The sequence below is a fragment of the Pseudomonas sp. EL_65y_Pfl2_R96 genome (assembly GCF_963970905.1).
GTDB lineage: Bacteria > Pseudomonadota > Gammaproteobacteria > Pseudomonadales > Pseudomonadaceae > Aquipseudomonas.
This window is the reverse complement of the sequence record NZ_CAXAQH010000003.1, coordinates 198318-221325: the sequence shown is the minus strand read 5'-3', so window position 1 is coordinate 221325 and position 23008 is coordinate 198318. Positions and strand designations below refer to the sequence as shown.

The 23008-nt window shown below is 60.0% G+C and carries 18 protein-coding genes; 12 read left to right on the top strand and 6 right to left on the bottom strand.

Annotation, left to right across the window (positions count from 1 at the left end; all coding sequences use genetic code 11):
- Nucleotides 1-59 precede the first annotated feature (59 nt).
- The 10 genes from AACY49_RS05425 to AACY49_RS05380 all read left to right on the top strand — a co-directional run bounded on the left by AACY49_RS05425 (nucleotide 60) and on the right by AACY49_RS05380 (nucleotide 14225).
- Nucleotides 60-461, top strand: a complete 402-nt coding sequence (locus AACY49_RS05425) for an ACT domain-containing protein (protein WP_258699342.1) — start codon at nucleotides 60-62, stop codon at nucleotides 459-461.
- Nucleotides 462-466: 5 nt separating this feature from the next.
- Complete coding sequence (locus AACY49_RS05420) at nucleotides 467-1069, top strand: LysE/ArgO family amino acid transporter (protein WP_339522169.1); 603 nt, start codon at nucleotides 467-469, stop codon at nucleotides 1067-1069.
- Between the two features lie 175 nt (nucleotides 1070-1244).
- A complete protein-coding gene (locus AACY49_RS05415) occupies nucleotides 1245-1841 on the top strand; it encodes a superoxide dismutase (RefSeq protein WP_056852722.1) in 597 nt (198 codons plus the stop codon).
- Nucleotides 1842-2347: 506 nt separating this feature from the next.
- Nucleotides 2348-4399 (top strand): putative bifunctional diguanylate cyclase/phosphodiesterase, encoded by a 2052-nt coding sequence (locus AACY49_RS05410; RefSeq protein ID WP_258699340.1) that lies wholly within the window; start codon nucleotides 2348-2350, stop codon nucleotides 4397-4399.
- 236 nt (nucleotides 4400-4635) lie between these two features.
- On the top strand, nucleotides 4636-5979 hold the full coding sequence (locus AACY49_RS05405; protein ID WP_339522161.1) for an imelysin family protein: 1344 nt from the start codon (nucleotides 4636-4638) through the stop codon (nucleotides 5977-5979).
- Nucleotides 5980-6247: 268 nt separating this feature from the next.
- Nucleotides 6248-7675 (top strand): di-heme oxidoreductase family protein, encoded by a 1428-nt coding sequence (locus AACY49_RS05400; RefSeq protein WP_339522159.1) that lies wholly within the window; start codon nucleotides 6248-6250, stop codon nucleotides 7673-7675.
- 27 nt (nucleotides 7676-7702) lie between these two features.
- The gene (locus AACY49_RS05395) at nucleotides 7703-8767 is read left to right on the top strand and encodes an imelysin family protein (protein WP_258699337.1); all 1065 of its coding nucleotides are present in this window, start codon (nucleotides 7703-7705) and stop codon (nucleotides 8765-8767) included.
- Nucleotides 8768-8781: 14 nt separating this feature from the next.
- Nucleotides 8782-9882, top strand: a complete 1101-nt coding sequence (locus AACY49_RS05390; RefSeq protein ID WP_339522156.1) for a DUF1513 domain-containing protein — start codon at nucleotides 8782-8784, stop codon at nucleotides 9880-9882.
- A 154-nt stretch (nucleotides 9883-10036) separates the two neighbouring features.
- On the top strand, nucleotides 10037-11185 hold the full coding sequence (locus tag AACY49_RS05385) for an efflux RND transporter periplasmic adaptor subunit (RefSeq protein ID WP_339522154.1): 1149 nt from the start codon (nucleotides 10037-10039) through the stop codon (nucleotides 11183-11185).
- Nucleotides 11186-11198: 13 nt separating this feature from the next.
- Complete coding sequence (locus AACY49_RS05380; protein WP_339522152.1) at nucleotides 11199-14225, top strand: multidrug efflux RND transporter permease subunit; 3027 nt, start codon at nucleotides 11199-11201, stop codon at nucleotides 14223-14225.
- 186 nt (nucleotides 14226-14411) lie between these two features.
- Here AACY49_RS05380 and AACY49_RS05375 read toward each other — a convergent pair whose 3' ends face one another.
- The 5 genes from AACY49_RS05375 to colR form a co-directional block, all read right to left on the bottom strand.
- A complete protein-coding gene (locus AACY49_RS05375) occupies nucleotides 14412-14639 on the bottom strand; it encodes a hypothetical protein (RefSeq protein ID WP_026331876.1) in 228 nt (75 codons plus the stop codon).
- A gap of 2 nt (nucleotides 14640-14641) precedes the next feature.
- A complete protein-coding gene (locus tag AACY49_RS05370) occupies nucleotides 14642-15355 on the bottom strand; it encodes a lipopolysaccharide kinase InaA family protein (RefSeq protein WP_339522148.1) in 714 nt (237 codons plus the stop codon).
- A 4-nt stretch (nucleotides 15356-15359) separates the two neighbouring features.
- On the bottom strand, nucleotides 15360-16028 hold the full coding sequence (locus AACY49_RS05365; RefSeq protein WP_258699331.1) for a class I SAM-dependent methyltransferase: 669 nt from the start codon (nucleotides 16026-16028) through the stop codon (nucleotides 15360-15362).
- Between the two features lie 225 nt (nucleotides 16029-16253).
- The gene (locus AACY49_RS05360) at nucleotides 16254-17534 is read right to left on the bottom strand and encodes a sensor histidine kinase (protein WP_258699330.1); all 1281 of its coding nucleotides are present in this window, start codon (nucleotides 17532-17534) and stop codon (nucleotides 16254-16256) included.
- Nucleotides 17524-18207, bottom strand: a complete 684-nt coding sequence (gene colR, locus AACY49_RS05355) for a two-component system response regulator ColR (RefSeq protein WP_007938890.1) — start codon at nucleotides 18205-18207, stop codon at nucleotides 17524-17526. Before colR ends, AACY49_RS05360 begins: the two co-directional genes overlap by 11 nt.
- A 201-nt stretch (nucleotides 18208-18408) precedes the next feature.
- Between colR and AACY49_RS05350 the strand changes: the two genes are divergently transcribed.
- Nucleotides 18409-20367, top strand: a complete 1959-nt coding sequence (locus tag AACY49_RS05350; protein ID WP_339522143.1) for an LTA synthase family protein — start codon at nucleotides 18409-18411, stop codon at nucleotides 20365-20367.
- A gap of 53 nt (nucleotides 20368-20420) precedes the next feature.
- Nucleotides 20421-21164 carry a phosphatase PAP2 family protein gene (locus AACY49_RS05345; RefSeq protein ID WP_258699328.1) on the top strand — a complete coding sequence of 248 codons (744 nt, stop codon included), beginning with the start codon at nucleotides 20421-20423 and terminating at the stop codon, nucleotides 21162-21164.
- Between the two features lie 171 nt (nucleotides 21165-21335).
- Here AACY49_RS05345 and groL read toward each other — a convergent pair whose 3' ends face one another.
- Nucleotides 21336-22979: a chaperonin GroEL gene (groL, locus tag AACY49_RS05340; protein WP_105345112.1), complete on the bottom strand. Its 1644-nt coding sequence runs from the start codon at nucleotides 22977-22979 to the stop codon at nucleotides 21336-21338.
- Nucleotides 22980-23008 lie beyond the last annotated feature (29 nt).

Here is a 23008-nt window from a genome sequence, read left to right as displayed (position 1 = left end):
CTTATACATCTTCCCACCGGAGAATGGCCAGCAAGAACTCTTGAACAAGGATCACCGACATGGCTGGCGAAACGTCATTGGCCACCCTGCTGCGCAGCATGAGCCCGCAACTCAACGACGGCGAATACGTGTTCTGCACCTTGCCCGACGGCCAATTGCCCGCAGGCCTTGAGATCGTCGGCAGCTTTCGCGAACAGGAAGGGCTGACGGTAATTCTGCAACGTTCTCACGCCGAAAAAGCCGGTTTCAGTTTCGACTACGTCGCCGCCTGGATCACCTTGAACGTGCACTCGGCCCTCGAAGCCGTCGGCCTGACCGCCGCGTTCGCCACGGCACTGGGCAAGGCCGGCATCAGTTGCAACGTGATTGCCGGCTATTACCACGATCATTTGTTCGTCGGCCAGGCCGATGCCGAACGCGCCCTGCAGGTACTGCGGGATCTGGCGAGCAACGCGGAGTAAAACGTATGTGGCAAAGCTATGTGAACGGCCTGTTGGTGGCTGCGGGGCTGATCATGGCGATCGGCACCCAGAATGCGTTTGTGCTGGCTCAGAGCCTTCGGCGCGAACATCACCTGCCGGTGGCGGCGCTCTGCGTAACCTGCGATGCGTTGCTGGTGGCCGCCGGGGTATTCGGCCTGGCGACGGTGCTGGCGCAAAACCCGACCCTGCTGGCCATCGCCCGTTGGGGTGGCGCGGCGTTTTTGATCTGGTATGGCAGCCTGGCCCTGCGTCGGGCGTGCTCGAAGCAAAGCCTGCAACAAGGCGAAAACCAGACTGTACGTTCACTGCGGGCGGTGCTGCTCAGCGCTTTGGCGGTGACCCTGCTCAACCCGCACGTTTATCTGGACACCGTGTTGCTGATCGGCTCTCTCGGCGCACAACAGACCGAGCCCGGTGCTTATGTCGTGGGCGCGGCCAGTGCGTCATTGTTGTGGTTTTTCACTTTAGCCCTTGGCGCGGCATGGCTCGCACCATGGCTGGCACGGCCAAGCACCTGGCGAATCCTCGATCTGTTGGTCGCCGTCATGATGTTCGCTGTGGCCTTTCAATTAATCGCGGCTGGCTGATTATTCCAAAAGGCTCTGGAACCTCTATTCCACACAGTTGTTGCGTGGTTATGCCGCACCCCCGGTGCTATGATCCGATCCCTGCGCCGCAAAGAGTACAAACTCCCCGGCGCATGTCTGGCCGCCCGTGATCGGCCTTGCGCTCACCGCAACTGACCTGATTAGGAGAATCATCATGGCTTTCGAATTGCCGCCGCTGCCTTATGCACACGATGCCCTGCAGCCGCACATTTCCAAGGAAACTCTGGAATACCACCACGACAAGCACCACAACACCTATGTCGTGAACCTGAACAATCTGGTGCCAGGCACCGAGTTCGAAGGCAAGACCCTGGAAGAAATCGTCAAGACTTCCTCGGGCGGTATCTTCAACAACGCCGCTCAGGTCTGGAACCACACGTTCTACTGGAACTGCCTGGCGCCAAATGCCGGCGGTCAACCAACCGGCGCGCTGGCTGATGCCATCAACGCAGCCTTCGGTTCGTTCGACAAGTTCAAGGAAGAGTTCAGCAAAACGTCCATCGGCACCTTCGGTTCCGGTTGGGGCTGGCTGGTGAAAAAGGCTGACGGTTCCCTGGCCCTGGCCAGCACCATCGGCGCCGGCAACCCGCTGACCAGCGGCGACACCCCGCTGCTGACCTGCGACGTCTGGGAACACGCTTACTACATCGACTACCGCAACCTTCGTCCTAAGTACGTCGAAGCGTTCTGGAACCTGGTCAACTGGAAATTCGTGGCTGAGCAGTTCGAAGGCAAAACCTTCACCGCTTAAGCTTCGCGCCAGTCAAGAAACCCGGCTTTATGCCGGGTTTTTTATGGGCTCGACAATCCCGTAGGAGCGCCGAAGGCTGCGATCTTTTGACGTTGATGTTCAAGATCAAAAGATCGCAGCCTTCGGCAGCTCCTACATGGGTTTGTGTACAACCGCCATGGATGGGTTGGCTGTCACACCGCTTTCTCGAGCAAGCCCGCACACAGTTGGATTGGGTGCTTCTATGAAAAATCAGCTCGCTTTCCCACAATGTGAGCGGCATTCGCCCTCTTGTCCCCACAGCACAGCGGTTTAACATCAACCCCAAGGAAAAATTGTTTCAATCGCCTCAAGTTGAAGGCCCCGACAACCGACACAGTACCAATAGGCAAATACTCCAAACAGCAGCATATCGGCCAAGCCACCGGCAAAATCCCCTGGGTTGGATTGTCCCTTTGACTGCCATCACGGGATTGCCAATACTCATGGCAACTTGACGCTACCCGCACGGAACAAGGAATAACCCTTTGAAGCTGGAACTCAAGAACAGCTTGTCGGTGAAGTTGCTCCGGGTCGTGCTCTTGTCGGCATTGATCGTCGGCGTGGTCTTGAGCTGCGCGCAGATCGTTTTCGATGCCTATAAAACACGCCAGGCTGTGGCCAACGATGCCCAGCGCATCCTCGACATGTTCCGCGACCCCTCCACCCAGGCCGTCTACAGCCTGGACCGGGAAATGGGCATGCAGGTAATCGAAGGCCTGTTCCAGGACGACGCCGTGCGCATGGCCTCCATCGGCCACCCCCACGAAGCCATGCTCGCGCAAAAATCTCGCGAGTTGCAGCACTCCCACAGTCGCTGGCTGACCGATCTGATCCTCGGCAAGGAACGCACCTTCACCACTCAATTGGTGGGTCGCGGCCCCTACAGCGAGTACTACGGCGACCTGAGCATTACGCTCGACACCGCCACCTACGGTAAGGGATTCATCGTCAGCTCGGTGATCATTTTCATCTCTGGTGTATTGCGCGCCATGGCCATGGCCCTGGTGCTGTATCTGGTCTACCACTGGCTGCTGACCAAACCGTTGTCGCGGATCATCGAACACCTGACCGAAGTCAACCCGGATCGGCCCAGCGAACACAAGATTCCGCAGCTCAAGGGTCATGAGAAAAACGAACTGGGGATCTGGATCAACACCGCCAACCAGTTGCTCGAGTCCATCGAACGCAACACTCACCTGCGCCACGTAGCGGAAAACAGCCTGCTGCGCATGGCCCAGTACGACTTCCTCACCGGTCTGCCGAACCGCCAGCAATTACAGCAACAGCTGGACAAAATCCTCGTCGACGCCGGCAAATTGCAGCGACGGGTCGCAGTGCTGTGTGTCGGGCTCGATGATTTCAAAGGCATCAACGAACAGTTCAGTTATCAGGCCGGCGACCAGTTGCTGCTGGCCCTGGCCGATCGCCTGCGGGCTCACAGCGGTCGCCTTGGCGCCCTCGCCCGTTTGGGGGGTGACCAGTTCGCACTGGTCCAGGCCGACATCGAACAACCCTATGAAGCCGCCGAACTGGCCCAAAGCATTCTCGATGATCTGGAAGCGGCGTTCGCCCTCGATCATCAGAAAATCCGCCTGCGCGCCACCATCGGCATCACCCTGTTCCCCGAGGACGGTGACAGCACCGAGAAGCTGCTGCAAAAAGCCGAGCAGACCATGACCCTGGCCAAGACTCGCTCGCGCAACCGCTATCAGTTTTATATTGCCAGCGTCGATACGGAAATGCGGCGCCGCCGCGAGCTGGAAAAAGACCTGCGCGATGCCTTGATCCGCGACCAGTTCTACCTCGTCTACCAGCCGCAGATCAGCTACCGCGATCATCGCGTGGTGGGTGTCGAGGCATTGATTCGCTGGCAGCATCCGGAGCATGGGCTAGTGCCGCCGGACCTGTTCATTCCGCTCGCCGAGCAGAACGGCACCATCATCGCCATTGGCGAATGGGTGCTGGATCAGGCCTGCAAACAATTGCGCGAATGGCACGATCAGGGCTTCGTCGACCTGCGCATGGCGGTGAACCTGTCCACCGTGCAACTGCACCACGCCGAGTTGCCGCGGGTGGTCAATAATCTGCTGCAGATATACCGTCTGCCACCGCGCAGCCTGGAGCTGGAAGTCACCGAAACCGGCCTGATGGAAGACATCAGCACCGCCGCCCAGCACTTGCTGAGCCTGCGTCGCTCCGGTGCGCTGATCGCCATCGACGACTTCGGCACCGGTTATTCGTCATTGAGCTACCTGAAAAGCCTGCCGCTGGACAAGATCAAGATCGACAAGAGCTTCGTGCAGGACCTGCTCGATGACGACGACGATGCGACCATCGTTCGGGCCATCATCCAGCTGGGCAAGAGCCTGGGCATGCAGGTGATTGCCGAAGGCGTGGAAACCGCCGAGCAAGAGGCCTACATCATCTCCGAAGGCTGCCACGAAGGTCAGGGCTATCACTACAGCAAACCGCTGCCGGCGCGGGAGTTGAGCGCCTACCTCAAGCAGGCCCAGCGCAGTAACGCGGCCATTTTGTAAGTTCTTCTTCATAGCGAAAAGATCGCAGCCTTCGGCAGCTCCTACGTGGACCGCGTCTCCCTGGAGCTGTCGAGTGAGACGAGGCTGCGATCTTTTAATGCGTCCAGCCTCTTTGCGTGAATAAGAAATATTTACAGGTACAACCCTTTACACATAATGCGAAAGATTTGCATTATGTCGCAGTTTTGCGCGCCACCCGTGCGCGCCCACTCCATCACCGAAGCAGGATGTTCGCCATGATTCGTATGCCTCTGGCCACCGCCAGTCTGCTGGCCATCGCTATTTCCCTCGCCGGTTGCGGCGAAGGCAAAGACAAGGCTGCCGCTCCACAAGCGCCGACCCCGGCTGCCAGCACAGCTGCCCCGGCTGCACCTGCTGCCACCGGTAAAGTCGACGAAGCCGCCGCCAAGGCTGTGGTTGCGCACTATGCCGACATGGTCTTCGCCGTTTACAGCGATGCCGAATCCACCGCGAAAACCCTGCAATCCGCCGTCGACGCATTCCTCGCCAAGCCGAACGCCGACACCCTAAAAGCCGCCAAGGCTGCCTGGGTCGCGGCCCGCGTGCCTTACCTGCAGAGTGAAGTGTTCCGCTTCGGCAACACCATCATCGACGATTGGGAAGGTCAGGTGAACGCCTGGCCATTGGACGAAGGCCTGATCGACTACGTCGACAAATCCTACGAACACGCACTGGGTAACCCGGGCGCCACCGCCAACATCATCGCCAACACCCAGGTTCAGGTCGGCGAAGACAAGGTCGACGTCAAAGACATCACCCCGGAAAAACTCGCCAGCCTGAACGAGCTGGGCGGTTCCGAGGCCAACGTCGCCACCGGCTACCATGCCATCGAATTCCTGCTCTGGGGCCAGGACCTGAACGGCACCGGCCCTGGCGCCGGCAACCGTCCAGCCTCTGACTACCTGGAAGGCAAAGGCGCTACCGGCGGTCACAACGATCGTCGTCGCGCTTACCTGAAATCCGTGACCCAACTGCTGGTCAACGATCTGGAAGAAATGGTCGGTAACTGGAAGCCGGACGTGGCCGACAACTACCGCGCTACGCTGGAAGCGGAACCGGCTGAAACCGGTCTGCGCAAAATGCTGTTCGGCATGGGCAGCCTGTCCTTGGGCGAACTGGCGGGCGAGCGCATGAAGGTTTCCCTGGAAGCCAACTCCCCGGAAGACGAACAGGATTGCTTCAGCGACAACACCCACAACTCGCACTTCTACGATGCCAAAGGCGTGCGTAACGTGTACCTGGGCGAATACACCCGCGTCGATGGCACCAAGCTGACCGGCGCCAGCCTGTCGTCCCTGGTCGCCAAAGCCGACCCGGCAGCCGACACCACGCTGAAAGCCGACCTGGCCGCCACCGAAGCCAAGATCCAGGTCATGGTCGATCACGCCAACAAGGGTGAGCACTACGACCAACTGATCGCGGCAGGCAACACTGCTGGCAACCAGATCGTTCGCGACGCCATCGCCTCGCTGGTCAAGCAAACCGGTTCGATCGAAGCGGCCGCCGGCAAACTGGGCATCAGCGACCTGAACCCGGACAACGCTGATCACGAGTTCTGATCAACGCTGGCTGAGTGAAAAAGGCGACCCGCGGGTCGCCTTTTTCATGCCCTCGCGCCGATCGTTCCCACGCTCTGCGTGGGAATGCAGCCCGGGACGCTCCGCGTCCCATCCAGAGCCGAACGCGGAGCGTCCGTTGAGGCATTCCCACGCAGAGCGTGGGAATGATCAGTTGCCTCAGATCAACCAAACGATAATTCCTCTTATTCAAACTCCCCTGCCCTGTTAGACTTTGCGCCCTTGTTTTGCTCGTCTTGCAGGATGTCCGATGCCCTCGCTGCCTCTTCGCTTGTCTGCACTGTTGCTGGCCCTGGGCCTGAGTGCCTGCGATGACGCCCCGCGTTTTACCCGGGCCGAACCCGGCGAAGCCCGGTCCGGTGGCAGCGCGACGGTGCGCAAAACCGATCAGAACGCATTCTCCCTGCCCTCCGCCAACCTGCCGCCGTCACGACGCGTCGATTTCAGCGTCGGCAACAGTTTCTTTCGCAGCCCCTGGGTGATCGCGCCGTCGACCACCACCGCCCGCGATGGCCTTGGCCCACTGTTCAATACCAACGCCTGCCAGAACTGTCACATCAAGGACGGCCGCGGTCATCCACCGACGCCCGATGCGCCGAATGCGGTGTCGATGCTGGTGCGCCTGTCGATCCCCAATGCACCCGCCTATGCCAAGGTCATCGAACAACAGGGCGTGGTGCCAGAGCCGGTCTACGGCGGCCAGTTCCAGGACATGTCGGTGCCCGGCGTCGCTCCGGAAGGCAAGGTGCGCGTCGATTACACGCCGGTCCCGGTGCGTTTCAAGGACGGCAGCGAAATCGAGTTGCGTGAACCGACCTTGCAGATGACCCAACTCGGCTACGGCCCGATGCACCCCGACACGCGTTTCTCGGCACGCATCGCACCACCGATGATTGGCCTGGGCTTGCTTGAAGCGATCCCTGACGAGGCCATCCTGGCCAACGCAGAGGCCCAGGCCCGGGAGAAAAACGGCATCGCCGGACGACCGAACCGGGTCTGGGACGACGCGCAGCAGAAGACGGTTCTCGGACGATTTGGCTGGAAAGCCGGGCAACCGAACCTCAATCAACAAAATGTTCACGCGTTCTCTGGTGACATGGGCCTCACGACCAGCCTGAGACCCTATGATGACTGCACCGACGCGCAAACCGCTTGCAAGCAGGCGCCCAACGGCAATGGCCCGGATGGCGAGCCGGAAGTCAGCGATAACATCCTGCGTCTGGTGCTGTTCTACAGCCGTAACCTCGCGGTGCCGGCCCGTCGCAATGTCGGCGCGCCGCAAGTGCTGGCCGGCAAGAGTCTGTTTTTCCAGGCGGGATGCCAGTCTTGTCACACGCCTCAATACACCACCGCCGCCAACGCCGCGGAACCTGAATTGGCCAATCAAGTGATTCGCCCTTACAGCGATCTGCTGCTGCACGACATGGGCGATGGCCTGGCCGACAACCGCAGCGAATTCCAGGCCAGCGGCCGCGACTGGCGCACGCCGCCGTTGTGGGGCATTGGCCTGACGCAGACGGTCAGCGGCCACACCCAGTTTTTGCATGACGGCCGCGCCCGCAACCTGCTCGAAGCCGTGCTCTGGCATGGCGGCGAGGCAAAGGCGGCGCAGCAACAGGTTTTGTCTTTCAATGCCGAGCAGCGCGCGGCGTTGCTGGCGTTTTTGAATTCCCTTTAATACGTATTCCTTCAGCGGGAGCCCGACATGTTCCGTCCCAAATTGTTGTTCACCAGCCTTGCCGCCCTCGCCCTGGGCGCCTGTTCGCCCCAGGATCCGCAAGCGGTCACCTCGGCGGCCATCGCCAAGCAAGTGATCCTGCCGACCTACAGCCGCTGGGTCGAAGCCGACCGGCAACTGGCAGTCAGCGCCCTGGCCTTCTGCCAAGGCAAGGAAACCCTGGACACCGCCCGCGCCGACTTCCTGCACGCGCAGAAAGCCTGGGCCGAGTTGCAACCGCTGCTGATCGGGCCATTGGCCGAGGGCAACCGTTCGTGGCAGGTGCAGTTCTGGCCGGACAAGAAGAACCTGGTAGGCCGTCAGGTCGAGCAACTGGTCACCGCGCAACCGCAAATCGATGCTGCCGCCCTGGCCAAGTCCAGCGTCGTGGTGCAAGGCCTCTCGGCCTATGAATACATCCTGTTCGACAGCAAGATCGACATGGCCGACAGCACGCAGAAAGCCAAATACTGCCCGCTGCTGACCGCCATTGGCGAACGTCAGAAGCAATTGGCCGAAGAGATCCTGTCGCGCTGGAACACCAACGACGGCATGCTCGCGCAGATGAGCAAATTCCCCAACCAGCGCTACGCCGATTCCCATGAAGCGATCGCCGATCTGCTGCGCGTGCAAGTGACGGCGCTGGACACCCTGAAGAAAAAACTCGGCACGCCGATGGGCCGTCAGAGCAAGGGCACGCCACAGCCGTTCCAGGCCGATGCCTGGCGCAGCCAATCTTCGCTGAAAAGCATGGAAGCGAGCCTGACTGCTGCGCAAACCGTCTGGGTCGGTGTCGACAACAAAGGCTTGCGCGGTCTGTTGCCGAGCGAGCAGAAACCCTTGGCCGACAAGATCGACGGGGCCTACGCAGCGTCCCTGAAACTGCTCGCCAGCAACCAGCGCTCACTGACCGACATGCTCACTGACGATGCCGGGCGCCAGCAGCTCAACGCTATCTACGACAGCCTCAACGTTGTCCATCGCCTGCACGAAGGCGAACTGGCCAAGGCGCTGGGCATTCAACTGGGCTTCAACGCCAACGACGGTGACTGATGAGGGCAAGTGCCATGCTGCGACGCCAGGCTCTGACGTTGGGGGGGTTGCTGCTGGGTGCGGTGACACTGGGCGGCTGGACGCTGTTCAAGCAAAAGGACAAAAGCCCGCTGCTACTCTCGGCGCGGGACGATGGCGACGGCAAGCACTACGCCGTCGGTTATCGGCTGGACGGCACCCGGGTGTTTGCCACCCAGGTCGGCCAGCGTTGCCACGACATCATCAACCACCCGACCCTGCCGATGGCGCTGTTCGTCGCCCGGCGTCCGGGCACCGAGAGTTACCTGATCGACCTGCGCGACGGCACGCTGCTGCAAACCGTGGTCTCGCAGCCGAACCGGCACTTCTACGGTCATGCGGTGATTCACAAGAGCGGCGAATGGCTGTACGCCACCGAGAACGACACCTCCGATCCGGGCCGTGGCCTGCTCGGTGTGTATCAGTTCGAGGGTGAACGACTGGTACACAGCGGCGAGCTTTCCACCCATGGCGTCGGCCCGCATCAAGTGTCGTGGATGCCCGATGGCGAGACGCTGGTGGTAGCCAACGGCGGCATTCGCACCGAGGCCGAAAGCCGGGTCGAAATGAACCTCAACGCCATGGAGCCGAGCCTGGTGCTGATGCAACGCGACGGCACGCTGCTGAGCAAGGAAACATTGGCCCAGCAGATGAACAGCGTGCGGCACTTAGGGATAGCCAGCGACGGCACCATCGTCGCCGGTCAGCAGTTCATGGGCGCTGCTCACGAGTCTTCGGAGCTGCTGGCGATCAAGCGGCCCGGCCAACCATTCGTGGCCTTCCCGGTGCCCGAGCATCAGTTGCAGGCCATGGGGCATTACACCGCCAGCGTTGCCGTGCACAGCGAACTGCGTCTGGTCGCCCTGACCGCGCCGCGGGGCAACCGCTTTTTTATCTGGGACCTGGACAGCGGTGAAGTACGCCTGGACGCGCCACTTCCCGATTGCGCCGGCGTAGGGGCCGTGGCCGATGGTTTTGTCGTAACCTCGGGCCAGGGCCGTTGCCGGTACTACGATTGCCGCCAGACAACCCTTGTTGCAAAACCTCTGGAGTTACCTGCGGGGCTCTGGGACAACCATCTTCATCTGATGGTTTAAAAGATCGCAGCCTGCGGGGGAATGCGTACCTGGAGCTGCCGCAGGCTGCGATCTTTTTCGTAAGATCACGCAAAAAACATCCATTGGAATCCCCCTCGCAGTGGGAGTAATGTTCCCGCCTGTCTCACCTGATTTTCTCCAAGGAACTGGAAATATGCTGCGCCGCCGCATGCTGATCATGTTGGGTGTTGTTCTGCTGATCGTGCTGGTCCTGGCCGGTTACAAAGCCTTCTCCATCTATACGATGATGCAGGGCTTTTCCGTGCCGAAACCGCCGATAAATGTCGCCGTGGCCACCGCCACCGAACGTCCGTGGCAAAGCCGTTTGCCAACGGTCGGCACCCTCACCGCGCTGCAAGGAGTCGACCTGAGTCTGGAGATCGCCGGCACCGTCAAGGAAGTGCAGTTCGAGTCCGGGCAGAAGGTAAAGGCAGGTCAACCGATCCTGCAACTCGAGACCTCCGTTGAAACTGCCCTGCTGGCAACCGCTCAAGCCGACCTGGGACTGGCACAACTGGATTATGGTCGCGGCAGCCAATTGGTGGGCAGCCAGGCCATTTCCAAAGGCGAGTTCGACCGGCTCTCGGCGGTATTGCAAAAGAGCCGGGCCACGGTCAATCAGCTCAAGGCGGCCCTGGAGAGAAGGCGCATCCTCGCCCCGTTCAGCGGGACCATCGGCATTCGACAGGTAGACGTCGGCGACTACGTGGCCAGCGGCACGATGATCGCCACCCTGCAAGACATCAGCAGCCTCTACGTCGACTTCTTTGTGCCCGAACAATCGGTGCCGAAAATCGCCCTCGGCCAACCGGTACAAGTCATTGTCTCGGCCTACCCGACAGAGAGTTTCCCCGGCACTGTCAGTGCGATCAACCCGAAGGTCGAGAGCAGCACCCGCAACGTGATGGTACGCGCCACCCTGGCCAACCCCGATGACAAACTGCTGCCGGGGATGTTCGCCAGCCTGCAGGTGCTGTTGCCCGATCCGCAGCCACGCATCGTCGTGCCGGAAAGCGCGATCACCTACACCCTTTATGGCAACTCGCTGTACGTCGTTGCGCAGAAAAAGGCCGAAGACGGCAGCCTCGAAAAAGACGACAAGGGCGAGCCGATCCTGATTGCCGAACGACGCTTCGTCGAAACCGGCGAGCGCCGCGACGGGATGGTCATGATCACCAAAGGCGTGCAGAACGGCGAAAAAGTGGTCACCGCCGGCCAGATCAAACTGGACCACGGCGCGCACATTGCCATCAGCGACGACAAGACCCTAGCCGAGAAGAGCAGCCAGCCACGCGCTGACTGATCAAGGAATCCCCATGGCTTTTACCGACCCGTTCATCCGCCGCCCGGTGCTCGCCACCGTGGTCAGCCTGTTGATTGTGCTGCTGGGCTTCCAGGCCTGGAGCAAGTTGCCGCTGCGCCAATACCCGCAAATGGAAAACGCCCTGATCACGGTGACCACCGCTTACCCCGGGGCCAACGCCGAAACCATCCAGGGTTACATCACCCAACCGATGCAGCAGAGCCTGGCCAGCGCCGAGGGCATCGACTACATGACCTCGGTCAGTCGCCAGAACTTTTCGGTGATCTCGATCTACGCGCGCATCGGTTCCAACAGCGATCGCCTGTTCACCGAACTGCTGGCCAAGGCCAACGAGGTCAAGAACCAACTGCCTCAGGACGCCGAAGACCCGGTGTTGAGCAAGGAAGCCGCCGACGCGTCGGTGCTGATGTACATCAGTTTCTTCAGCAAGGAGCTGAGTAACCCGCAGATCACCGACTACCTGTCACGGGTCATCCAGCCGAAACTGGCGACCCTGCCGGGCATGGCCGAAGCCGAGATTCTCGGCAACCAGGTGTTCGCCATGCGTCTGTGGCTAGACCCGGTGAAACTCGCCGGTTTCGGCCTGAGCGCCAGCGATGTGACCGACGCCGTGCGCCACTACAACTTCCTCTCCGCCGCCGGCGAAGTGAAAGGCGAGTACGTGGTCACCAGTATCAACGCCAACACCGAACTCAAATCCGCTGAAGCCTTCGGCGCGATCCCGCTCAAGGTCGACGGTGACAGTCGCGTGTTGCTGCGGGACGTGGCGCGGGTCGAGATGGGCGCGGAGAACTACAACTCCGTCAGCTCCTTCGGCGGCACGCCTTCGGTGTACATCGGCATCAAGGCCACGCCCGGTGCCAACCCGCTGGACGTGATCAGGGAAGTGCGCAAGATCATGCCGGACCTGGAAGCCCAGCTGCCGCCGAACCTCAAAGGCGAAATTGCCTACGACGCCACGTTGTTCATTCAGGCCTCTATCGACGAAGTGGTGAAAACCCTGTTCGAAGCGGTACTGATCGTGATCGTGGTGGTGTTCCTGTTCCTGGGCGCCCTGCGCTCGGTGGTGATCCCGGTGGTGACCATTCCACTGTCGATGATCGGCGTGATGTTCTTCATGCAGATGATGGGCTACTCGATCAACCTGCTGACCTTGCTCGCGATGGTATTAGCCATCGGCCTGGTGGTGGACGACGCCATCGTGGTGGTGGAAAACATTCACCGGCACATCGAAGAGGGCAAGACACCGCTGGATGCCGCGCTTGAAGGCGCTGCGGAAATCGCGATGCCGGTGGTGTCGATGACCATTACCCTGGCGGCGGTCTATGCGCCGATCGGCTTCCTGACCGGCCTGACGGGGGCGTTATTCAAGGAGTTCGCCCTGACCCTGGCCGGGGCGGTGGTGATTTCCGGCGTAGTAGCGCTGACGCTGTCGCCGATGATGTGCGCCCTGCTGCTGCGCCACGATGAAAACCCTACCGGCCTGGCCCATCGCCTGGACATGATCTTCGAAGGCCTCAAACGCCGCTATCAGAGTGTGCTTCATGGCACCCTCAACACCCGGCCGGTGGTGCTGGTGTTCGCGGTGATCGTGCTCTGCCTGATTCCGGTGCTGCTCAAACTCACCCAGTCGGAACTGGCGCCGGACGAAGACCAGGGCGTCATCTTCATGATGGCCAATGCCCCGCAACCGGCCAACCTCGACTACATGAACACCTACACCGACGAGTTCCTCGCGATTTTCAAGGAGTTCCCCGAGTACTACTCCTCGTTCCAGATCAACGGCTTCAACGGCGTGCAATCGGGGATCGGTGGCTTCCTGCTCAAACCCTGGAACGAACGCAGCCGAACCCAGATGCAGATCCTGCCCGAGGTTCAGGGCAAACTGGCAAGCATTCCGGGCTTGCAGATTTTCGGCTTCAACCTGCCTTCCCTGCCGGGCACGGGTGAAGGCTTGCCGTTTCAATTCGTGATCAACTCGGCCAACAGCTATGAGTCATTGTTGGAAGTGATGGACCGGGTGAAAAAAAGAGCGATGGAATCCGGCAAGTTTGCTTTTGTCGACGTCGACCTGGCCTTCGACAAACCCGAAGTCGTGGTGGATATCGATCGCGCCAAGGCCGCACAAATGGGTGTATCGATGCAGGACCTGGGCGGCACCCTCGCGACGATGCTGGGTGAAGCAGAGATCAACCGTTTCACCATCGAAGGCCGCAGCTACAAAGTCATTGCGCAGGTGGAACGTCCCTTCCGGGATAACCCCGACTGGCTAAACCATTATTACGTGAAGAACACCAAAGGCGAATTGCTGCCCCTGTCGACCCTGATCACCGTGACGGACCGGGCGCGACCGCGTCAGTTGAACCAGTTCCAGCAACTCAACTCGGCGATTCTTTCCGGGGTCCCGCTGGTCAGCATGGGTGAAGCCATCGACACCGTGCGCCAGATCGCTCGGGAAGAAGCGCCGGCGGGTTACGCCGTCGACTATGCCGGTGCGTCACGGCAATACGTTCAGGAAGGCAGCGCACTGTGGGTCACCTTCGCCCTGGCATTGGCGATCATCTTCCTGGTGCTGGCGGCCCAGTTCGAAAGCTTCCGCGATCCGCTGGTGATTCTGGTGACCGTGCCGCTGTCGATCTGTGGCGCGTTGATTCCGCTATTCCTTGGCTGGTCGAGCATGAACATCTATACCCAGGTCGGGCTGGTGACGTTGATCGGGCTGATCAGCAAGCACGGGATCCTGATCGTCGAGTTCGCCAACCAGTTACGCAAGGAGAAGGGGCTGACGCCTCGCGAAGCGGTGGAGGAAGCGGCGGCCATTCGCCTGCGTCCGGTATTGATGACCACGGCAGCGATGGTGTTTGGCATGGTGCCGTTGATCATCGCCACGGGCGCGGGGGCGGTCAGCCGGTTCGACATTGGCACGGTGATCGCGACGGGGATGTCAATCGGGACGCTGTTCACATTGTTCGTGCTGCCGTGCATTTACACGTTGCTGGCCAAGCCCGATAAACCCTGAAGAACACAACATATCCCAGTGGGAGCGAGCCTGCTCGCGATAGCGATGGCACAGCCAGCATTGAGGTGACTGACACACCGCTATCGCGAGCAGGCTCGCTCCCACAATGGATCGCGCAAGACTTGAGCCATCGGACACAAAAAAGGCCTCGCATCTGCGAGGCCTCTTATTTGGGCTTCAATCTGTTCAACTCTGCGGCCTCAGCCCTTGAGAAAGTCCGAACATGAACAGCAACAAGTCATGATCGGGTTGAGTGGCCACGGGTGCTTTGGCAACCCGGGGCAATGGACAATGTGCATCACCGTGCACTGAACTGAGGACTTGCGTACGGGGTTGCTCCCAAGCCGCCACCGCCAATGAAGCAACTGCCAAGGCTCCTGCCAAAAACAAACCTCGTGCAATTTCGAGTTTCATCGCTATAAGCCTTTGATAGCGCTGCCAGACGCCTTCTCGTAAAAATAGACGAGTTTTTTCCAGTCCGTATCGCTGAACGACGAGTGGCGACGCAGTTGCTTCAGGTCATGGGTCGCTGCCTGACGGGCGGTCAAACGCTGCCGGCATTTCTCCAGATCAATCAGGGCAACTTCGACCTTCGCCGACCCACCTTCCCCGGTGACCCGCACGAATACGTGCTTGATGTAGAGGCAGCTGTGCTGCCAACGGCCCTTGTGCATACGGGCCAGGTTGTCGGCCAGATCCTTCAATACGCGATCATGCACCGCCTCACCGTAACGCTCGCGACCGCCGCCTGCGTACCAATGTTCGATTTCCTCAAAGCCATCCAGCGACTTGGTGACCAGCAATGCGCGCCATATGTGAACGGGATCGCGTTGTGCGCCGCAGAAAACGATCTCTGGAACGCGAACGTCGAGCAGGCGCAGGCCGATGAGTGCATCGCGCTCACGCAACACCGTCGGCCGACCGAACGGGTGCAACCAGCTGCGATAGATATGACCGGTTTGACGCTTGGCATAGAGCAGCTGTCCATCACTGCCCATGACGCGCTGCACGCCACTTTCTCCACCGCGACGAACGTTGGGTTCTTCTACCCATTCACCGCGCCGATTCCAGAAGTAGTCGAAGCGGTCCTGAGAAGCGACTTCCGTTTCTGCTGCACATTGCACTGCCATCCTGTTACCTCTTGCGTAATACGTAAACCCGCCACATGGCATAGAGCAGTAAAAAGTCTAGTTGTTCCTGAATACGGAAACCCGCCTGCTCGAATTCTTTTTCAACCGTGGCAGCCGGTAACACAAATCGATTCTGGAAACCCTCCTGCCCACGCCGTTTCTCGGCGCGCTTGCGTTTCCAGGCCTTGAAATTGCCGTCTACCCACAACGAAACAATCACGCTGTCGCGGGTGACACGCTCGAATTCGCGCAGAATGGTCAGTCGATGCTCGGCTTCACCGATGTGATGGAGCAAACGCATGCAGAAAATGCTGTCGACGGCGTTATCGGGCAAGGCAATGTCGAATGCAGAAGTTTGCAAGGGTTGTACCCGTTTTACCACCTCGGCGGGTTGCGCCTGCATGGCAGTCTTCAACATGGACTTCGAGTTGTCGGCGCCGATGATGACACGGTTGTGCTTTTGCGCCAGCAGCGGCCAGAAACGCCCGGCACCGCAGGGCAAGTCGAGGATCAGGCCAGGCTCACCGGCCAGCGCCAGCGCTTTTCGCGCCAGTTGCTCGTCGCGCCAGTGGGACAGCCGGCGACCGAGCCCCGCTTGATGCTTGCGCAAATACTTGCGGGAGTGTTCATCGTCGTACTTTTCGGAAAAATCGAGTTTGATCGGGCCAGCCATCACTGCAATCTCCTGAACTTCTGATGACAACCACCTTAGGTAGGGCTGTGTCGGCGTCAGGTGATGACTTGGTGAAAAAATCGTCATGTAAAAACCGGGATCATTTCGGGGGTATTACAGGGGACCGCTAAAAGCAAAAGATCGCAGCCTTCGGAGGCGCCCACAGGCGCGTAGGAGCTGTCGAAGGCTGCGATCTTTTGCTTTTAGCGGTCCCGTCCGGCCCAATCAAACCCGGGACGCCCCCAACTCCACCTGAAAACGGCAGCCATTGGGTTCCATATTCGTCAGGCTGACACTCCAGCCCTGGTTCTCGCAGATCCGCTGCACCAGCGACAGTCCAAGCCCCAGGCCCTCGCCACGCTTCTCGCTGCCGCGCACGAAAGGCTCGAACATCGCCTCGCGTTTTTCCTCGGGAATGCCTACACCACTGTCTTCGACCACAAACCCCGTATCGGTCAGGGCCAAGCGGATAAACCCACGCTCGGTGTAATGCAGCGCATTACGCAACAGGTTACCCATCACCGCGTGCAAAAGCGTCGCGTTATAGCGAGTGTCCGGAGGATTGCCCAACTCAACGTTCAACGTCAGGCCCTTGGCTTCGATCGGCTCGCGCCATTGGCAAAGCAGCCCGTCGGCCACCTGACTGAGGCTCTGCCGGGGGGCCATGCTGGCGTCTTCATGCTGGGCGCGGGCCAGCATGAGGAAAGTTTGTACCAGCTCGCGCATCTCTGCGCACGCACGGGCAATTCGCTCGACCTGGGCACGTCCGCGCTGATCGATGGCGGGGTTTTCCAGCAACAGTTCACAGGAACTGGCCAGCACCATCAACGGCGTGCGCAGCTCGTGGCTGACGTCACTGGTGAACAGCCGCTCACGGGTCAACGCCTGACGCAAGCGCCCGAGGGTGGCGTCGAAGGCCACGGCCAGTTCGCCCACTTCATCGGCGGCATAATCCGGAGCCAGTGGCGGCGCCAGGCCCAACAACTGATCGCGATGACGCACCTGACGGGCCAGTCGCACCACCGGCGCCATCACCTTGCGCGCCAACACCCAGCCCAGAAATACCGCCAATGCCAGGCTCAACACGAACCCCACCAGCACCACGGCAAACAGCACCCGTTCACGCTCTTCGAAATCGCTCTGGTCCTGCAACAGTACATAACGCCGTCCGTCGACGATTTCGACCATCGCGTGATACGACAGATTCTCGCGGAAGACTTCATGAAAACCCGAGTCCAGGTGCCGCAAATCCTTGGGCAACTCAAAGTCGCCCGGCCCGCCGCTGAAATAGAACAGCTGGTCCGGCTCGGGGCGGTGGCTCCAGTCCGACACACTGTCCATCAGCAACAGGCGCTGCAAATCGCCGCCCAAACCTGCCGAAATCAGTTTCTCTTCCACCAGATGCACAGTCGCTATGATGCCCAGGGCGAAGGCTCCCGCGACCAGTGCGCTCATCAACGCAAAGGCGATGATGATCCGTTGCGCAAGGCTCTGCTTAAACTCCATCACGGCCCTCGGCCAAGCGATAACCGACGCCGTGTACCGTGTGCAGCAAGGGTTTGGCGAACGGTTTGTCGATCACCTGGCGCAATTGATGGACGTGGCTGCGCAGGCTGTCGCTGTCCGGACAGTCATCGCCCCACAGGGCCTCTTCGAGAATTTCCCGGCGCAGCACGTGCGGGCTTTTCTGCATCAACACGGCCAGCAATTTCAGGCCCACCGGGTTGAGTTTCAGCAGACGGCCTTCGCGGGTCACTTCGAGGGTGTCGAGGTCGTAGCTCAGATCGCCGACCTGCAAGGCACGGCGACCGCCACCCTGGGCACGGCGCATGACCGCCTCGATGCGCGCCGCCAGTTCGGACAGGGCAAAGGGTTTGATCAGGTAATCGTCGGCACCGGACTTGAAGCCTTGCAAGCGGTCGTCCAGTTGATCGCGAGCAGTGAGCATGATCACCGGCGTGTCGCGGCGGGCGTCTTCGCGCAAGCGCTTGCACAGAGTGTAACCATCGATTCCGGGCAGCATGATATCGAGTACGATCAAATCGTAATGCTCGGTGGCCGCCAGGTGCAGGCCAGATAAACCGTCCTGCGCGCAATCCACGGTGTAACCTTTGAGCCCCAGATAATCGGCCAGGTTGGCCAGGATATCGCGGTTGTCTTCAACCAATAGAATTCGCATCGGCACCTCCTCCGTACACAGTAACGGCCGTCTTGGCCCGCGCAGCTTAAGGCCAAGCGTGACTCAGGGCTAGGGTGACCGCTCGTAGAATCGATGCGCTCAGCCAAATGATCGTGTTAACAAGTTTTTCACTGTCGGTTCACAACCTGACTACAGCGTTCAAGAGAAGCTGTCGCGCCATTAATATAGGGAATGTAGATAGTGGATTGTTTGAAGACGGCGCCAATGCGCTTTCTGCTGCTGGTAACCGGCTCCTGGCTGGTCATTTTTCTCCTGACTCGAAGTGTTCTGCTCCTCACTCAATTGGATGAGGCCGGCAGCGGATTCCTGTCGGTGTTTGGCATCGGCCTGCTCTATGACCTGGGTTTCATTGCCTACGCGGCGCTGCCCATGGGCCTCTATCTGCTGCTCTGCCCGCCGGCCTTGTGGCGCCGCCGTGGCCATCGCTGGTTTCTTCAGGGGCTGCTGACCGTCAGCCTGTTTGCCATGCTGTTCACTTCGGTGGCCGAATGGTTGTTCTGGGATGAGTTCGGTGTGCGCTTCAACTTCATCGCCGTCGACTACCTGGTGTATTCCGACGAAGTGCTGAATAACCTGCTGGAATCGTACCCGATCGGCAAGCTGCTGAGCCTGCTCGCCGTGCTGGCCGTGCTGGCCGTGGCCCTGAGCTTCGCGTTGCGCAAACCCTTCAATGCCGCGCTGGACGCACCATTGCCTGCAATGCGCGGGCGTCTGTTGAATGCGCTGGGCCTGCTGATCGTCGCGGGCCTGAGCCTGCAACTGCTCAGCCAGGATGCACCGCGTGCTCAGGGTGGCAATGCCTATCAGAACGAACTGGCGAGCAATGGCCCGTACCAATTCTTCGCCGCTTTCCGCAATAACGAACTGGATTACCCGCCGTTCTACAGCAGCCTGCCGACCTCCGTCGTCGCGCAGCAGATTCGCGCTGAACTGGCTGAGCCCAACGCCCGCTTCATTGGCGAGGATCCGCAGGACATCCGCCGGATGATCGACAATCCCGGCACCGAGCGAAAGCCCAACATCGTGCTGGTGACCATCGAAAGCTTCAGTGCCAAGTACATGGGCAGCAATGGTGACGATCGCAACCTGACACCGAACCTCGATGCGTTGCGTAAACAAAGCCTGTACTTCAACAATTTCTACGCCACCGGCACCCGCACCGATCGTGGCCTGGAGGCCATCACCCTGGCCATTCCGCCGACACCGGGGCGTTCGATCGTCAAGCGTGTGGGTCGCGAAAGTGGTTTCGCCAGCCTCGGCCAACAGCTCAGCGCCGTGGGTTACGACAGCGTGTTCGTGTACGGCGGGCGCGGTTACTTCGACAACATGAACGCGTTCTTCAGCGGCAACGGCTATCGCGTCGTCGACCAGAGCAGCGTCGATGAATCAGAAATTCACTTCAAGAACGCCTGGGGCATGGCTGACGAAGACCTCTATAACCAGACCCTGAAACTGGCCGACGCCGACTACGCCAGGCAACAGCCGTTTCTGCTGCAACTGATGACCACCTCCAACCATCGCCCCTACACCTACCCGGATAACCGGATCGACATCAAATCCGGTAACGGCCGCGACGGTGCGGTGAAGTACACCGACTTCGCCATCGGCCAGTTCCTCGATCAGGCGCGTAAAAAACCCTGGTTCGATAACACGATCTTCGTCTTCGTCGCCGACCACACTGCAGGCAGCGCCGGCAAAGAAGACTTGCCGATCAGCAACTATCAGATTCCACTGTTCATCTATGCACCGAAGCTGATCGACGCTCGGGAGACCGCACAACTGGCCAGCCAGATTGACCTGGCGCCAACGTTGCTGGGCCTGCTGAACCTGGATTACCAGTCGACGTTCTTCGGGCGCAACCTGTTGCAGGACAATCCACTGCCGCCGCGAGTGGTGGTTGGCAACTATCAGCATCTGGGCTTGTTCGACGGCAAGGATTTAGCGATCCTGAGCCCGCGTCAGGGTCTGCGTCGCCACGATGATGCGCTGACCGACAGTCGCGAATCACGGGCCACCGCCAGCAATCCGTTGATCACCCGCGCAATCACTTATTACCAAACTGCCAGTCATGGCTTCAAGCAACAGCTGCTCGGTTGGAAAGCGCCCAAGGAGGGCACCCGCCAAGTCAGCGACCGTTAACAGAATGGCCCCGGGCTGATGCCCCGGGGCTTTTCCATTCTTCAGGATCCACCATGTCATCAACCGCTGTCCGTCCCGTCTCCAGGCCGCTGAATGTCTGGCTGTGCCTGGGAGTGCCCGCCATTGCGGCGATCACCCTGCTGTTGCTCGAACTGACGTCCCTGGACATGGACCTTGCCAAGCTGTTCTATGACCCGGTCGCCGGGGCATTCATCGGGCGGCACAGTTACTTCCTGGAAAACATCCTGCATGACCGGGCCAAGCAAGTGGTCATCGCCTTTTCGGTGTTCGCCATCCTGGGCTTCATCGGCTCCTTTTTCATGGACAGGCTCAAACCGTTCAAACGGGAACTGGGCTGCCTGGTGCTGTCCCTGGCGCTGGCAACCTCCTTTGTCACCCCGGTCAAGGCGGTGACGGCGGTGCAATGCCCATGGAGCCTGGAACAATTTGGCGGGCACGAAACCTACAGCGAATTGCTCAGCCCTCGTCCGCACACCGACAAGCCGGGCCGCTGCTGGCCAGGCGGTCATGCAGCGACCGGCTTCACGTTGTTTGCGCTGTTCTTCGTCCTGCGTGACCGTCGTCCACGGCTGGCCCGCAAGGCGTTTGTCGTCGCCTTCGCGTTAGGCTCGGTGTTTTCCATCAGCCGGATGATGCAAGGCGCGCACTTCTTCTCGCACAACGTGTGGACGGCGATTTTCTGCTGGCTGATTTGTCTGGGGGCGTATTACTACATCCTCTATCGACCGGCTTCCAAGGCTGAACGGGTGAGCGAGGCAGAACCGGTCAGCGTCTGAGCCGACGCCATCGCGGGCAAGCCCGCTCCCACAGGTTCAATGCAATCGACTGTGGGAGCGTGGCTTGCCCGCGATGGCCGCGACTCGGTCTCCAGACCTAGCAAAATGAAGGCAATAAAAAGCCCCGCCTGCTTAGCACAGGCGGGGCTTTTTTATAGGGGTAAGGCTGGCTTACATCATGCCGCCCATGCCGCCCATACCGCCCATGTCTGGCATGCCGCCGCCAGCTGGTGCGTCTTCCTTGATCTCGGCGATCATGGCTTCAGTGGTGATCATCAGGCTGGCAATCGACGAAGCCGCTTGCAGAGCCGAACGAGTCACTTTGGCCGGGTCCAGGATACCCATTTCGATCATGTCGCCGTATTCGCCGGTAGCAGCGTTGTAACCGTAGTTACCCGAACCCTGCTTGACCTTGTCGACGACCACGCTTGGCTCGTCGCCGGAGTTGGCAACGATTTGACGCAGTGGCGCTTCAACAGCGCGACGCAGCAACTGGATGCCAACGTTCTGGTCATCGTTGTCGCCTTTCAGCTCGGAGATAGCCTGCAGAGCGCGAACCAGTGCCACGCCACCGCCAGGTACCACGCCTTCTTCAACGGCTGCGCGGGTAGCGTGCAGGGCGTCTTCAACGCGGGCTTTCTTCTCTTTCATTTCAACTTCGGAACCGGCGCCAACCTTGATCACTGCAACGCCGCCAGACAGTTTGGCCAGACGCTCTTGCAGTTTTTCACGGTCGTAGTCGGACGAAGTGTCGGCCACTTGTTGACGGATCTGGGTCACGCGAGCCTGGATATCAGCCTCAACGCCGGCACCGTCGATCACGGTGGTGTTTTCTTTGGACAGGATCACGCGCTTGGCATTACCCAGGTGTTCCAGGGTAGTGCTTTCCAGGCTCAGACCGATCTCTTCGGAGATTACGGTACCGCCGGTCAGAACGGCGATGTCCTGCAGCATGGCCTTGCGACGGTCGCCGAAGCCTGGAGCCTTGACGGCTGCGACTTTAACGATGCCACGCATGTTGTTCACAACCAGAGTCGCCAGGGCTTCGCCTTCAACGTCTTCGGCCACGATCAGCAGTGGACGGCCAGCTTTGGCAACAGCTTCCAGTACTGGCAGCATTTCGCGGATGTTCGAGATCTTTTTGTCGACCAGCAGGATCAGCGGACCGTCGAGTTCGGCGGTCATGGTCTCTGGCTTGTTGACGAAGTACGGCGACAGGTAGCCGCGGTCGAACTGCATGCCTTCAACAACCGACAGTTCGTTTTCCAGGCCCGAGCCTTCTTCAACGGTGATCACGCCTTCTTTGCCGACTTTTTCCATGGCTTCGGCAATGATGTCGCCGATGGAGTTGTCGGAGTTGGCCGAGATGGTGCCGACCTGAGCGATGGCCTTGGTGTCAGCGCAAGGCTTGGACAGGGCTTTCAGTTCTTTGACGATCGCGATGGTCGCTTTGTCGATACCGCGCTTCAGGTCCATCGGGTTCATGCCGGCAGCGACGGCTTTCAGGCCTTCGTTGACGATCGACTGAGCCAGAACGGTAGCGGTGGTGGTGCCGTCGCCTGCGTCATCGTTGGCACGGGAGGCAACGTCTTTGACCAGCTGCGCGCCCATGTTTTCGAAGCGATCTTTCAGCTCGATTTCTTTGGCAACGGAAACGCCGTCCTTGGTGATGGTCGGAGCGCCGAAGCTCTTCTCGATGATCACGTTACGGCCTTTAGGGCCCAGGGTCGCTTTTACTGCGTCAGCCAGGACGTTGACACCGGCGAGCATTTTCTTGCGGGCGGAATCGCCGAATTTAACTTCTTTAGCAGCCATGATCGATATTCCTTAAATACTTTGTAGTA

Bases quoted from the DNA above. Each gene is read 5' to 3' on its own strand.
- AACY49_RS05425 (WP_258699342.1), top strand. From the start codon at position 60: ATGGCTGGCGAAACGTCATTGGCCACCCTGCTGCGCAGCATGAGCCCG.
- AACY49_RS05420 (WP_339522169.1), top strand. From the start codon at position 467: ATGTGGCAAAGCTATGTGAACGGCCTGTTGGTGGCTGCGGGGCTGATC.
- AACY49_RS05415 (WP_056852722.1), top strand. From the start codon at position 1,245: ATGGCTTTCGAATTGCCGCCGCTGCCTTATGCACACGATGCCCTGCAG.
- AACY49_RS05405 (WP_339522161.1), top strand. From the start codon at position 4,636: ATGATTCGTATGCCTCTGGCCACCGCCAGTCTGCTGGCCATCGCTATT.
- AACY49_RS05400 (WP_339522159.1), top strand. From the start codon at position 6,248: ATGCCCTCGCTGCCTCTTCGCTTGTCTGCACTGTTGCTGGCCCTGGGC.
- AACY49_RS05395 (WP_258699337.1), top strand. From the start codon at position 7,703: ATGTTCCGTCCCAAATTGTTGTTCACCAGCCTTGCCGCCCTCGCCCTG.
- AACY49_RS05390 (WP_339522156.1), top strand. From the start codon at position 8,782: ATGCTGCGACGCCAGGCTCTGACGTTGGGGGGGTTGCTGCTGGGTGCG.
- AACY49_RS05385 (WP_339522154.1), top strand. From the start codon at position 10,037: ATGCTGCGCCGCCGCATGCTGATCATGTTGGGTGTTGTTCTGCTGATC.
- AACY49_RS05380 (WP_339522152.1), top strand. From the start codon at position 11,199: ATGGCTTTTACCGACCCGTTCATCCGCCGCCCGGTGCTCGCCACCGTG.
- AACY49_RS05375 (WP_026331876.1), bottom strand. From the start codon at position 14,639: ATGAAACTCGAAATTGCACGAGGTTTGTTTTTGGCAGGAGCCTTGGCA.
- AACY49_RS05370 (WP_339522148.1), bottom strand. From the start codon at position 15,355: ATGGCAGTGCAATGTGCAGCAGAAACGGAAGTCGCTTCTCAGGACCGC.
- AACY49_RS05365 (WP_258699331.1), bottom strand. From the start codon at position 16,028: ATGGCTGGCCCGATCAAACTCGATTTTTCCGAAAAGTACGACGATGAA.
- AACY49_RS05360 (WP_258699330.1), bottom strand. From the start codon at position 17,534: ATGGAGTTTAAGCAGAGCCTTGCGCAACGGATCATCATCGCCTTTGCG.
- colR (WP_007938890.1), bottom strand. From the start codon at position 18,207: ATGCGAATTCTATTGGTTGAAGACAACCGCGATATCCTGGCCAACCTG.
- AACY49_RS05345 (WP_258699328.1), top strand. From the start codon at position 20,421: ATGTCATCAACCGCTGTCCGTCCCGTCTCCAGGCCGCTGAATGTCTGG.
- groL (WP_105345112.1), bottom strand. From the start codon at position 22,979: ATGGCTGCTAAAGAAGTTAAATTCGGCGATTCCGCCCGCAAGAAAATG.